Origin of the sequence: Vreelandella stevensii S18214, from assembly GCF_000275725.1 — a bacterium.
Lineage (GTDB): Bacteria > Pseudomonadota > Gammaproteobacteria > Pseudomonadales > Halomonadaceae > Vreelandella > Vreelandella stevensii.
The window spans coordinates 13,969-27,159 of the sequence record NZ_AJTS01000039.1; the positions used below are offsets into that span (position 1 = coordinate 13,969).

Annotated in this window: 11 protein-coding genes; 9 read left to right on the forward strand and 2 right to left on the reverse strand. The window is 62.7% G+C overall.

The features are described 5' to 3' along the window. The first annotated feature begins 64 nt into the window (after nucleotides 1-64). From HSS18214_RS0109720 to recQ, 5 genes are all read left to right on the forward strand, one after another. Nucleotides 65-1,189: an ABC transporter ATP-binding protein gene (locus tag HSS18214_RS0109720; protein ID WP_016915108.1), complete on the forward strand. Its 1,125-nt coding sequence runs from the start codon at nucleotides 65-67 to the stop codon at nucleotides 1,187-1,189. 56 nt (nucleotides 1,190-1,245) lie between these two features. Next, complete coding sequence (locus HSS18214_RS0109725) at nucleotides 1,246-2,526, forward strand: ABC transporter substrate-binding protein (RefSeq protein ID WP_026001850.1); 1,281 nt, start codon at nucleotides 1,246-1,248, stop codon at nucleotides 2,524-2,526. Between the two features lie 68 nt (nucleotides 2,527-2,594). Then, a complete protein-coding gene (locus HSS18214_RS0109730) occupies nucleotides 2,595-3,479 on the forward strand; it encodes a carbohydrate ABC transporter permease (protein WP_016915110.1) in 885 nt (294 codons plus the stop codon). Next, complete coding sequence (locus tag HSS18214_RS0109735; RefSeq protein WP_016915111.1) at nucleotides 3,476-4,318, forward strand: carbohydrate ABC transporter permease; 843 nt, start codon at nucleotides 3,476-3,478, stop codon at nucleotides 4,316-4,318. The genes HSS18214_RS0109730 and HSS18214_RS0109735 overlap by 4 nt, the downstream gene beginning before the upstream one ends. A 62-nt stretch (nucleotides 4,319-4,380) precedes the next feature. Further along, entirely contained in the window at nucleotides 4,381-6,501 is a 2,121-nt protein-coding gene (recQ, locus tag HSS18214_RS0109740; protein WP_016915112.1) for a DNA helicase RecQ, read from the forward strand. A gap of 45 nt (nucleotides 6,502-6,546) precedes the next feature. On the opposite strand, the gene mtnA is transcribed toward recQ, so the two are convergent. Continuing rightward, entirely contained in the window at nucleotides 6,547-7,566 is a 1,020-nt protein-coding gene (gene mtnA, locus HSS18214_RS0109745; protein WP_016915113.1) for an S-methyl-5-thioribose-1-phosphate isomerase, read from the reverse strand. Between the two features lie 105 nt (nucleotides 7,567-7,671). On the opposite strand from mtnA, the gene mtnB reads away from it, so the two are divergent. Genes mtnB through HSS18214_RS18035 form a run of 3 tightly spaced genes read left to right on the forward strand, consistent with a single transcriptional unit; the run spans nucleotide 7,672 to nucleotide 9,532 of the window. Further along, a complete protein-coding gene (mtnB, locus tag HSS18214_RS0109750) occupies nucleotides 7,672-8,262 on the forward strand; it encodes a methylthioribulose 1-phosphate dehydratase (protein WP_016915114.1) in 591 nt (196 codons plus the stop codon). Then, on the forward strand, nucleotides 8,259-8,945 hold the full coding sequence (gene mtnC, locus HSS18214_RS0109755) for an acireductone synthase (RefSeq protein WP_026001852.1): 687 nt from the start codon (nucleotides 8,259-8,261) through the stop codon (nucleotides 8,943-8,945). The genes mtnB and mtnC overlap by 4 nt, the downstream gene beginning before the upstream one ends. Nucleotides 8,946-8,983: 38 nt before the next feature. Beyond that, complete coding sequence (locus HSS18214_RS18035) at nucleotides 8,984-9,532, forward strand: 1,2-dihydroxy-3-keto-5-methylthiopentene dioxygenase (protein ID WP_016915116.1); 549 nt, start codon at nucleotides 8,984-8,986, stop codon at nucleotides 9,530-9,532. Between the two features lie 502 nt (nucleotides 9,533-10,034). Here HSS18214_RS18035 and mtnK read toward each other — a convergent pair. Further along, nucleotides 10,035-11,297, reverse strand: coding sequence for an S-methyl-5-thioribose kinase (mtnK, locus tag HSS18214_RS0109770; protein WP_016915117.1), 1,263 nt, complete (start codon nucleotides 11,295-11,297; stop codon nucleotides 10,035-10,037). Nucleotides 11,298-11,495: 198 nt separating this feature from the next. Between mtnK and HSS18214_RS18040 the strand changes: the two genes are divergently transcribed. Continuing rightward, complete coding sequence (locus tag HSS18214_RS18040; RefSeq protein ID WP_016915118.1) at nucleotides 11,496-13,187, forward strand: methyl-accepting chemotaxis protein; 1,692 nt, start codon at nucleotides 11,496-11,498, stop codon at nucleotides 13,185-13,187. Nucleotides 13,188-13,191: the final 4 nt, after the last annotated feature.

The window sequence follows — 13,191 nt, forward strand, 5'->3', positions numbered from 1 at the left end:
CGTCATACAAACGCAACACCTTGCTCTCACTCTAGATCGTCGCCACACATGACGGATGAGAGCCATGAACCAATCGCGCATTCGCCTGGCAGGCGTCTCCAAGCACTGGGGCGCGACCACGGCAGTCAACGACATTTCCTTCGATATTCAGCCCGGGCAGTTCGTCATTCTGCTGGGGCCGTCAGGCTGTGGAAAATCCACCACCCTGCGCATGCTGGCGGGGCTGGACGACGCCAGCAGTGGCCGCATCCATATCGGCGAACGGGACGTGACCCACCTGCCGCCCGGCGACCGTGGGCTGAGCATGGTGTTTCAGTCCTATGCGCTATTTCCGCACTTGAGCGTGGCCGACAATATCGTCTTTGGCCTGCGCAGCCGCAAGGTAGCGAAGGCAGAACGGCAGCAGCGCCTGGCCCAGGTGGCCGAGCTGGTGGACCTGACGGATTACCTGCACCGCAAACCGGCACAGCTTTCCGGCGGCCAGCGCCAGCGGGTGGCGTTGGCGCGCGCCATCATTTCCGAACACCCCATCTGTTTGATGGACGAGCCGCTGTCCAACCTGGATGCGCGGCTGCGCAGCGATATGCGCAGGGAGATCAAAGCCCTGCAATCACGACTCGATATGACGGTGGTTTACGTCACTCACGACCAGGTAGAGGCCATGAGCATGGGAGACCGTGTGATCTTGATGCAACAAGGACATATCGTGCAGGACGGCACACCCGACGAGCTTTATAACCAGCCCACCAGCGCCTTCGCCGCCAGCTTCATCGGCAGCCCGGCCATGAACCTGCTGCCGCTGGTGGCCGGGGCACAGGGAGCGGTGATCGAAGGCGAACCCACCACCCCCGTTGCCCCGTTGCCCGCCGCGGGCGGCCAGTTGGGCATTCGCCCCGAGGATATCGAACTGCGCGAGGCCTCGGCGGCTGGCCTGCCCGGCCAGGTGGAAAGCGAAGAGTATCTGGGCGCCGACACCATTGCCCATGTGAGCGTCGGGCAGCACACCCTGCGTGTGCGGCTGGGCGGCAAACACAGCCTGACGGGCCAGCCCTGCCGACTGTTCTGGTCGGCAGACAAGGCCCACCTGTTCGACCCCTCCGGCACACGCCGGGACGACCTGTCGGCGCTGGAACTCACGCCGTATCGCACCATTCCGCGCCCGCCGACGGTGGGCTCTTTTCAGCACTGAGTTTGCTCACCACCCCACAACCCTTGCGACATCACCCACTCTTTGAGGAGTCAGCCATGCGAGTTTCTCATCCCTTGATGTCCGGCGCCCTGCTTGCCAGCGCACTGGGCGCCGCTCAGGTTCAGGCGGATACCATCGATTTGACGATGTACTACCCGGTGTCGGTGGGGGGCGCACTGACCGACGTGATCGATGGCCTGGTGGCTGAATTCGAAAGCGAATATCCGGACATCAACGTGGAAGCCATCTACGCAGGCAACTACGACGACACCCGCGTGCGCGCCATGTCCGCCATGGAAGCCGGGGATGCACCTCAGCTCTCGGTGCTGTTCTCCATCGATCTGTACGAGCTGATCGAGCAGAACGCCATCGTGGCCTTTGATGACCTCATCGACACCGAGGAAGAGCAAGCGTGGCTGGATAGCTTCTACCCCGGCCTGATGGAGAACGGTCAGTTGGATGGCAAGACCTACGGCATTCCCTTCCAGCGCTCCACCATCGTGCTGTTCTGGAACAAGGACGCCTTTGCAGCCGCTGGCCTGGACCCGGAAACGCCGCCGGAAAACTGGGAAGAGATGGCCGAGATGGCCTCCACCGTGCGCGAAGGCTCGAACGGTGAACAGTGGGGCGTGATGGTGCCGTCCACCGGCTACCCCTACTGGATGTTCCAGGCCTTTGCCTTCCAGAACGGCCATCGTCTGATGAACGACGATGGCACCGAGGTCTATTTTGACGACCCGGCCGCCATCGAAGCCCTCGAATACTGGGTGTCGCTGGCCACCGAGCACGACGCCATGCCCAGTGGCACAATCGAGTGGGGCACCCTGCGCCAGAACTTCCTCGAGCAGTCCACCGCCATGATGTGGCACACCACGGGTAACCTGACCGCGGTACGCAACGAGGCCAATTTCGAGTTTGGCGTCGCCATGCTGCCCATGAAGACCCAGCACGGCAGCCCCACCGGTGGCGGCAACTTCTACATCTTCGAGGATGCCAGTGAAGAGGAGCAGCGCGCAGCGATGACCTTCATCCGCTGGATGACCGCCCCCGAGCGTGCCGCCGCCTGGTCCATCGAAACCGGCTACATGGGCGTCAGCCCCGCCGCCTATGACACCGAGGCATTGCAGCATTACGTGGAAGAATTCGCCCCTGCCGCCGTGGCTCGGGACCAGCTCGAACACGGCACTGCCGAACTCTCTACCTACCAGGGTGGCCGCGTGCGCCGTGCCCTGGATAACGCCGTGCAAGCCGCACTGACAGGGCAAATGAGCCCTGCCGACGCGCTGAGCCAGGCCCAGCGTGAGGCCGATGCGGCGCTGCGTCGCTATGCCCGGTAAGTGCCGATAGGCGGACGTTTCCATGCTCGCCGGGGTTCGCCCCGGCTTTTTCTCATCACGGCGGCCCCATGAACCTGAACGCCCATCGAACGATGCAGCTTTACGGCGCCCTGCTGCTTCTGCCCGCGGCGCTGCTGCTTACAGCTTTTGCCTACTTGCCCACCATCACCACCGTGATCAACAGCCTTTTTTTGCCCGGCTTTCGCGGCGAGCCCGCCGCCTTCGTCGGGCTCGACAACTATCGCGTGCTGATGGACGACCCGACGTTCTGGAAAGTCGCCCGCAACAACCTGCTGTACGCGCTGGGCACGGTTCCCACTTCCATGGCGCTGGCACTGGGCATGGCGCTGCTGGTCAATGCCCGCCTGCCCGGGCGCGGGCTGGTACGCATGGCCTATTTCACGCCCACCATTCTGCCCATGATCGCCGCCGCCAATATCTGGATGTTTTTCTACGCCCCGCAGATAGGGCTATTCAACAAGCTGCTCGGCGCCCTGGGGTTTGCCGGGGTGAACTGGCTGGGCGACCCCGGCGTGGCACTGGGGTCGGTCATCGTCATGTCGGTGTGGAAAGAAGCGGGCTTTTTCATGATCTTCTACCTGGCCGCGCTACAGGCCATCCCCCCGGAGCTCAAGGAAGCCGCTGACCTGGAGGGCACGAGCCGCTGGAGCTTCTTTTGGCGAGTGACGTTTCCCCTGCTGATGCCCACCACGCTGTTCGTACTGATCAACGCGCTGATCAATGCGGTGCGGGTGGTCGACCACCTGTTCATTCTGACCAAGGGCGGGCCCAATAACGCCACCAACCTGCTGCTGTATTACGTCTACGAGAACGCCTTCTCGTTCTTCGACCGCACCATGGCGGCCACCATCACCGTGGTCATTCTGCTGGTGTTGGCGGTGGTGGCCACGCTGAAGTTCACGATTCTGGACCGCAGGACGCACTACCAATGAGTACCTCCTCTTTTCCGGTGTCGCCACGGCGCACCCTGGCGCTGCCCCGCCTGGAAACCCTGGCGGCCTGGCTGCTGGCCGTGATCTGGATCTTTCCGCTGCTTTACGCGGTGTGGGCCGCGATTCACCCGCCCGCCTACATGGTACGTTTCGACCTGCTGGCGCCTTTGACGCTGGACAACTTCACAAACGCCTGGGCCCAGGCCCCCTTTGCGCGTTACTACCTGAACACCTTCGCGCTGGTGACCGGCGTGGTACTGGCCCAGTTCGTGGTCTGCACGCTGGCCGCCTTTGCCTTTGCCCGCTTTCCGATCCCCGGCAAGAACCTGCTGTTCATGCTGGTACTGATTCAGCTGTTCGTGTTTCCCGAAGTGCTGATCGTCGAAAACTACCGTATCGCCAGCGAGCTGGGGCTGATCAATACCATCACCGGCATTGGCCTGCCCTACGTGGCCAGCGCCTTCGGCATTTTCCTGCTGCGTCAGACCTTCAAGACCATCCCCCGAGAGCTGGAGGACGCCGCCCGTATCGAGGGCTGTGGCTGGCTGGAAATTCTGTGGAAGGTCTACGTGCCGCTGGCCAAGCCCACCTATCTGGCCTACGGGCTGGTGTCGATCAGCCACCACTGGAACAACTTCCTGTGGCCGCTGGTGGTGACCAACTCCGTGGAAAGCCGCCCGCTGACGGTAGGATTGGGCGTGTTCTCCGCGCCAGAAACCGGCGTCAACTGGGCCACCGTCAGCGCTGCCACGCTGCTGAGTATTGCGCCGCTGCTGGTGGCTTTTCTGCTGTTCCAGCGCCAGTTCGTGCAGTCGTTTTTACGGGCGGGGATTCGCTAACCCAACTCACTCGGGTTTTCGTGCGACAATTCTCCTTCACGCACACGACAAGGAGAGCAGCGATGCACGGCGACCCGGCAGCCCTCAAGGTACTTCAAGAAGTCTTTGGCTTTGAGCGCTTTCGTGGCCCCCAGCAGGCCATCATCGAGCACGTGACGGGCGGCGGAGACGCGCTGGTGCTGATGCCCACCGGCGGCGGCAAATCGCTGTGCTATCAGATCCCGGCGCTGCTGCGCCCCGGCACCGCCATTGTGGTCTCGCCGCTCATCGCGCTGATGCAGGACCAGGTGGCCGCGCTGATCCAGAACGGGGTGCGCGCCGCCTACCTCAACTCCAGCCTCGAGATGCATGAGGCGACGGAGGTGGAGAACCGCCTGCGCGCAGGCGAGCTGGACCTGCTCTACATCGCGCCCGAGCGGCTGGCAACGGCGCGCATGCAGATGCTGCTGGAGCAGACGCGCATTGCGCTGTTCGCCATCGACGAGGCCCACTGCGTTTCCCAATGGGGGCACGATTTCCGCCCCGAGTATCGCCAGCTCTCCCACCTGCATCAGCGCTTTCCTGACGTGCCGCGCATCGCGCTCACCGCCACCGCCGACGTGCCTACCCGGCACGACATCATGGAGCACCTGCAGCTTCAGGAAGCCGCGCTCTACAACAACGGCTTCGACCGCCCCAATATTCGCTACCACATCGCTGAAAATCAGGGCAATGCCAAAGAGCAGTTGCTGAGTTTCATCCGCGAACACCACGACGGCGAAGCGGGCATCGTCTACTGTCTCTCTCGCCGCAAGGTGGAAGAAACCGCCGCCTGGTTGGCGCGTCAGGGGCTCACCGCGCTGCCCTACCATGCCGGGCTGCCCGCCGAGCAGCGCCAGCAGCATCAAACCCGTTTTCTGCGTGAAGATGGCGTGGTGATCGTCGCCACCATTGCCTTCGGCATGGGCATCGACAAACCCGACGTGCGCTTCGTGGCACACCTCAATCTGCCCAAAAGCATCGAAGCCTACTACCAGGAGACCGGCCGCGCCGGACGCGACGGGCTGCCCGCCGATGCCTGGATGGCCTACGGCCTTCAGGACGTGATCACCCTGCGCCAGATGCAGCAGGACTCCAGTGCCGCCGACCAGCAGAAGCGCATCGAACAACAGAAGCTCGATGCCATGCTGGGGCTCTGCGAGATCATCAGCTGCCGCCGTCAGGCGCTGCTCCACTACTTTGGCGATTCGCTAGACGAACCCTGCGGCAACTGCGATAACTGCCTCACCCCACCTGACACCTGGGAGGCCACCGTGGCCGCGCAGAAGGCGCTGTCGTGTGTCTACCGCACCGAACAGCGCTTTGGCGTCACTTATCTGGTGGATGTGCTGCTCGGCAAGCGCAACGAGCGTATCAGCCACTTTGGCCACGACAGCCTGAGCACCTTCGGCATCGGCCAGGAGCTCACCGCCAGCGAGTGGAAAGCGCTGTTTCGTCAGCTGATCGCCAGCGGCTATCTGAGCGTGGACATGGAGGGCCATGGCGCGATCAAGCTCACCGCCAACGCCAGGCCCATACTGCGCGGCGAGCAAAGTCTCACCCTGCGCAAACCCAGCAAGCCTGCGCGGCGCGGAGCCAAAGGGGCATCCGCCGCCAAGGGCCATGGCGTACTGTGGGAAGCGCTGCGCCAGCATCGCAAAGCGCTTGCCGATGCCCAGGGCGTACCCGCCTACGTGATCTTCAACGACGCCACCCTGGCCGAGCTGGTAGCGCAAAAACCGCAAACGCTGCAGGCACTGGGCACCATCTCGGGCATCGGCGCGCGCAAGCTGGCCGATTACGGCGAAGGATTTCTGGCGGTGGTACTGGCGCACCCCAATGAGCCCGAAGCGCCCACCGACATCGGCAATAGCGCCATGGAATCCGCCACGCTGCTGCGCCAGGGGCTAACCCCCGAACAAGTCGCCGAGCAGCGCGGGCTGGCCGCCAACACGGTCTACCGCCATTTGAGCGATGCCATTCAAGGCGGTGAACTGGCCCTGGAAGAGGTGGTCAACCTGGACACAGCGACCCTGGCGCAGATTCACGCCGCCTTCGAGCAGTTTCCAGGCCAGGGGCTGAAAGTCGTATTCGAGGCGCTGGAGGGGCGTATCGATTATTCGATACTGCACTGCGTGCGGGCCTCCATGGCTGCCAAGGGTTAGGCTTTTTACGAAAAGTCGGCGAGCGTAGGCAGTTTTCGTAAAAGCCTAGCGCCATCCTCGCAGATGCTCGCCTTGGGCAATGGCGGCGGCGTCGAACACGCCGGTATCCAGAATCCAGGCGGTGACCAGTGAGGCCGGGGTCACATCAAACGCCGGGTTCCACACCGGTGCATCGCTGGGCGCCCATACCACCTCGCCAAACGCGCCGGCGGCACCGCGCACCTCCGCGCCATCTCGCTGCTCGATGGGAATCGCCGCGCCGGTCGCGCAGACGGGGTCGACCGTGGTGTAAGGGGCCACCACGTAGAACGGTACCTGATGGTAGTGCGCCGCCACCGCCAGCATGTAAGTGCCCACTTTGTTGGCAAAGTCGCCGTTGGCGCAGATGCGATCCGCCCCCACCATCACTTTATCCACCTTGCCCGCCGCCATCAGGCTGGCCGCCATGCTGTCGGTGATCAGCTGGTAGGGAATGCCCAAATCCGCCATTTCCCAAGCGGTCAAGCGGCCGCCCTGGAGCAGCGGGCGGGTCTCATCCACATAGACCTGCAGCTCCACGCCGCGCTGTTTGGCGATGGCCAGCGCGCCAATCGCGGTGCCTACGCCCGCCGTGGCCAGCGCGCCGGTGTTGCAGTGGGTCAGCACCCGGTCGCCGGAGGCCAACAGGTCAGCGCCCCGCTCGGCCATGCGCTGACACAGCGCGCGGTCCTCTTCGAACAGCGCTTGGGCACGCTCGGCCAGGGCATCCGCGCCCTGGGCAAAGCAGGCTTCCATGGCGTCCAGGCAGTACATCAGGTTCACCGCCGTGGGGCGCGTCGCCCGTAAGCGATCACTCACCCACTGCCACTCACTTTGCGGATGGCGAGCCGCATACTGGGCCAGTACGAACGCCGCGCTCAAGCCAATCAACGGCGCCCCGCGAATGGCAAGATGCTTGACGGCGTGCTGCCACGCCTCGGGAGAGTCGCAGCGCACCCACTCTTCGGCCTGGGGGAGCCGGGTCTGGTCCAGGTATTCGAGGGCGTCGGCATGCACTCGTAAACTGCGTGACTGTAACATAACCATGAAGGGCTCCTTGAGGTCTTGAACCGGTGAACTCGGCGCGCGGCTTATCAGGCGCGAAGCTTATCATATAGAATGATGCCCATTGGATGAGACGATGCAGGCCTTATGACTACCTTACACACCGAACTGCTGGACGCCATTGCCTGGGCAGCGCAGCAAGGCTGGACCCCCGCCACCGGCGGCAATTTTTCCGCGCGTACCGAGGCTGGTTACTGGGTCACGGCATCCGGGCGGGATAAAACCCGCATCCAGGCCGATGACCTGCTGCTCTGCGACCTGGAAGGCCGCGTGCTGGAAGGTAGCGGCAAGCCCAGCGCCGAAAGCGATCTGCACGCCGCGCTGTACCGGCTAGACCCGAACATTCACTGCGTGCTGCACACCCACACCGTGGCCAGCACCGTGCTGTCGCGACGCTTTCCCGACGGCATCGAACTGAGCGGTTTCGAGATGCAAAAGGCGTTGGCGGGTAACGCGACGCATGATGCAACGATTCGCCTGCCGGTGGTGCCCAACTCCCAGGACATGGAGGAGCTGGCCAGGCACGTTCGCCAGGGCTGGCCGATGCCTTGGGGCTTTCTCGTGGCGGGACACGGCATCTACGCCGTGGGCGACAGCATTGCCAGCTGCCGCCGCCACCTGGAAGCCATCGAATTCTTACTTGCCTGTGTACTGGAAGAGAGCCGGTGGTCCCAATGAGTCAATCAACCGTTCGCGCTATCGTGACCGATATCGAAGGCACCACCACCGATATCAATTTCGTTCATAAAGTGCTGTTTCCCTACGCCTACGCCAAGCTGCCTGATTTTCTGCGCGAGCACGCAGCCACGCCTGCCGTAGCCGAGCAAATCGACGCCGTACGCAGCGACATGCAGGCCCCTGAGGCCACGCTGGAAGCGGTGATTGCGACACTGCTGCACTGGATCGATACCGACCAGAAAGTGACGCCGCTGAAAGCCCTGCAGGGCATGGTATGGGCCGACGGCTACCAGCGTGGCGACTTCACCGGCCACTTATACGCCGATGTGGCTCCGGCGCTGCGCCAGTGGCAGGCAGAGGGCGTGGCGCTGTACGTGTACTCGTCAGGCTCGGTGCAGGCGCAGAAGCTGCTGTTTGGCTACAGTGACGAGGGAGATTTGACCCCGCTGTTCAGCGGCTACTTCGACACCCATGTTGGCCATAAGCGCGAAGCCGCCTCTTATCAGCGTATCCTCGACACCCTTGACCTGCCGCCCGCATCGGTGCTGTTCTTGTCAGATGTCGTCGAAGAGCTGGATGCCGCTGAACAGGCGGGCATGCAAACCCGGCAGCTGGTACGCGAAGGCACCCAGCCGGGAACACACCACACCTGCGTCGCACGCTTCGACGAGATTGCCGTCTAGCGGCAACGGTTGACCATTGCTTATTTCAGGAGTCATTGATGTCACAACTGAAAGTCTTTGCCGATCAAAACCCTAACGATGCGCTTCTGGATACCACGGACGGCGCGCAAATCGCCGACGAACTGAACCGCGTGGGCGTTCTGTTCGAACGCTGGGCAGCGCCGGGCGAGATTGCCGACGATGCCACCCAGGAAGAGATCCTGGCGCTCTATCAGGAAGATATCGACCGGGTCAAAGCCAAGGGTGGCTACCAGACCGTCGACGTGCTGCACATGGTGCCCACCCACCCGGACAAGGAAGCGATGCGCCAGAAGTTCCTGAACGAGCACCGCCACCATGAAGATGAAGTTCGCTTCTTCGTCAAAGGCCAGGGGCTGTTCTGCCTGCACATCGACGACAAGGTCTACCAAGTGCTCTGCACCCGCAACGACCTGATCAGCGTGCCCGCCAACACCCCGCACTGGTTCGACATGGGCCCCGAGCCGGAATTCACCGCGCTGCGCTTCTTCGACAACGTGGAAGGCTGGGTCCCCCACTGGACCGAAAGCGACATCGCCGGAAAATTCGATCGTTTAGATCAGCTTTGAGCGATGAAGGGTGAAGGGTGAAGGGTGAAGGATAAACCGTAGCGCGGCGTAAGCGGAGCGCACCCGCGAAGCACCGCACAGCGGTGCCGAAGGTGCCACCGAGCGTTGATCATTCACTCTGGCCCCACCCAGGCGGCTACCGCCGCCCCCGCGGGTGCCTCATTTGCTCGTGCCGAGCAAGATGCGTTACGCCGCGCTACGGCGTTTCGCCAAACTCAAGATGGGCACCCGTAGCGCGGTGTAAGCGATAGCGCACCCGCGAAGCACCGCACAGCGGTGCCGAAGATGCCACCGAGCGTTGATCCTCCACAGCGGCCCACCCAGGCGGCTACCGCCGCCTTCGCGGGTGCCTCATTTGCTCGTGCCGAGCAAGATGCGTTACGCCGCGCTACGGCGTTTCTCCACGCTCAAAATGGGCACCCGTAGCGCGGCGTAAGCGGAGCGCACCCGCGAAGCACCGCACAGCGGTGCCGAAGGTGCCACTGAATCAATGGAAAGACGCTTACAACACCGCTTTCTGATTGAACGTTTTGGCGAGTTGCGTCAGCGCGTCGAGGTCTCGGTAGGCTTGCGGTTCCATGATCAGCGTTTGGCCCATCAGCACGTTGCGTGCTTCCAACTCGGCGCGCAGGGCGGTGTCTTCGATCTCTTCGAAGTCGGCGTTGTGGGCCAGCGACAGTACGCGGCGATGCATTTCGATGCCGCAGTAGGCCAGCGCATCTTCACGAATCTCATCCAGCAGGGCATCGCAGGCGTCGTCGGCACTGTTGCCCTGCTCTTCGAATAGCGACCTGGGGAACAGAATACCGGTCCGCTCGGTTTGCCAGAGGTGACGAAACTCCTCATCGAAGCGGGTAAAGCAGTCGCTGATCACCGAGAGAATCCAGGCTTGATACGCTTCCAGCTCGTCTGCCTGGCGGTGGGCTGGCTGGCTGAAGTAGGCCATGAAGAAATTGGCCACGGCCATGCCTAGGTCGAACGCCAAGGGGCCATACTGGGAAAACTCAGGGTCGATAACCCGTACGCTGGTGTCGGTGGCCATGATGGAGCCAGAGTGCAAATCACCGTGCAGCATGGTTTCGGTGTTGGCGGTGAACTTCATCAGCAGCCGCTGCACTTTGGCTTTCAAAGGCGCATTGCGGCGTAGTGCGTCCACCACGGGCGAGAGCTCGGGCGTGTGGCGGTTCATCTCGGCGCCGTAGTAGGGGTCGGTGAACACCAGTGATTCGGTAATCGCGGGGATCGCGACGTTGCCCGAGAACAGGCCCACATCGGCTTTTTTCTCTGGGCTGGCCATGGAAAGCTCCGAACCGCGAAACGCCGTGCGGGCACAGAATTCACCGATGGCTTCCCCTAGCCGAGCCACCCGCTCGCCGCTGATCAGCTTGCGCCGCAAAATCACGTGCGGGTGAAGGTACTCCATCACGATCAGCGCTTGGGGCTTGTCGAAATGGTACACCTCTGGGGCCACGCCAGGCGCACGCTTGGCCTGGCGCACCAGGGCGTAGTATTCGAAATGGGCTCGATAGAGCGGCAGCGGCCAGCTCTCACCGACCATGCGCACGTAGGGCAGCGCCTGCTTGACCACCACGCTACCGGTGCTGCCGGTGACGATGAATACCAGATTGAGGTTGCCATCGCCCACTTCACGGATCTGCCACTGTGCCGGGTCGCCGCCCACGCGGCGGGCGACCGCTTCCACTCCCCCCAGCCGCTGGCCAAGGGTGTCCACTGCCAACGCCTGATAGCTTTGCTCGTCTGCCACGTTTAATCCCTCACCTGAAAGGGTTGTGTGTTTGTCATACCGCGCGGTGGTTGTCAAATTCATGGCGGCTTCTCGCCACGGCGCTCTCTTGGACAAGGGAAATGTTAAACAATGCAACGTCTCTGGATAACTCTTGTAGCAGATTTATAGTAATACCTGACCAACCCAATCAGGTATTCCTCCCACAGGTACTCCATCATGAAAAACAACGGCCCTGTTACCCAAGTGGAACACCCTCTACGCGATGATGATGTGCTGATCTCCAAAACCGACCGAAGCAGCCACATCGCCTATGCCAACCATCGCTTCGTCGAGATTAGTGGCTTCGACTATGAGGAGCTGGTGGGTTCACCACACAACATGGTGCGCCACCCTGACATGCCTGCCCCGGTGTTTGCCGATATGTGGAGCGACCTCAAGGCGGGCCAGTACTGGACCGGGCTGGTCAAGAACCGGCGCAAGAACGGAGACCACTATTGGGTGCGTGCCAACGTGGTGCCCATCCGTGAAAACAATCAAATCACCGGGTTCGTGTCCATTCGGGTAAAACCGGAACAGGCAGAAGTGGCCGAGGCGGAGCGTATTTATCAGGACATTCGTGAGCAGCAGGGTCGCTACACGGTCAAGCACGGTGAGATCATGGCGCGTAACCCGCTGAAGCGCTTGGCAAGTGTCGCCTGGTGGGCGCCGCGACTGGCCAGCATTTCCGGCGTTCTGATGACGCTGTTCACCACGGGGCTACTGATGGCGGGATGCGCTTGGTGGCTAAAGGGCCACGTGGCCACCTCGGTGACCCTGCCGCTGGTGATGATGGTGCTGGCCAGCGGGCTGCTGCTGAGCGCGCTACAGTGGCGCCAGGCGCGTCGGTTGCGTCGCTTCCTGCACAAAGCCAACGACTTTGCACTGCAAATCGCGGCAGGCGACCTGAACGCTCAGGTCCCTACCGTGGGCAACAAAGCCATGGACAACACCCTGGCCACCATGAACTTCATGCGCCGTTCGCTGGATGCACTGATTGGCGACCTGGACCAGCGGATTGCCCGGGTCATGCCCTCGGTGGAGGAGCTGTCGCGGCATAACCAGGCCATGGGCCATCGAGTGGATCAGCAGGCCTCTGCGGTGCAGCAAACGGCTGCCAGCGCCGAGCAGATCGCGTCTACCGTTCGGCAAAGTTCGGAAAATGCCCAACTGGCCAGCCAGGCGTCGGTGGGTAACGTGGGCGAAGTGGACAAGGCCGTGGCCATCATGCAGGAACTGGATGATGCCATGGAGGGCATTACCAGCACGTCCCAGGACATGGCGGGCATCGTCAAGACCATCGACCATATTGCCTTCCAGACCAATATTCTGGCGCTGAACGCCTCCGTCGAAGCTGCCCGGGCCGGTGAACATGGCCGAGGCTTTGCGGTGGTGGCCGAAGAGGTACGCCGCCTGGCCCGTCAGTCAGCCGAGGCAGCCCATCAGGTGCAGACACTGATCGAAACGGCCCGCCAGCGCATCGAGGCAGGCCAGCACAAGGCAGGCTCCGCCGGGGATGCCATGGGCCGTATCCGTCAGGCGAGCCATAACGTCAACGACCTGATGGAGGAGATCCGCGCCGCCGCCCGCGAACAGAGCGAAGGCATCGCTCAGATCAGCCAGGCCATCGCTCAGATCGACCAGGGCACCCAGGAGAGCGCGACCAGCATGGATGCCTACATCAATGCCGTCGACCTCCTCTCCAGAGAAGTGTCTCACCTGGCCCACAGCGCCCACGCGTTCATGCCTATCGGCGAACGCCAACCCCCACTAACGACCCTTCAGGGCACGCAGCCACGCCAGGATAACGTGCTGGCTCTGCCGCCGCGCAAGCCTGCACCCAGCCCACTCGCCAGCGCGGCGTCGTTCTAGACGG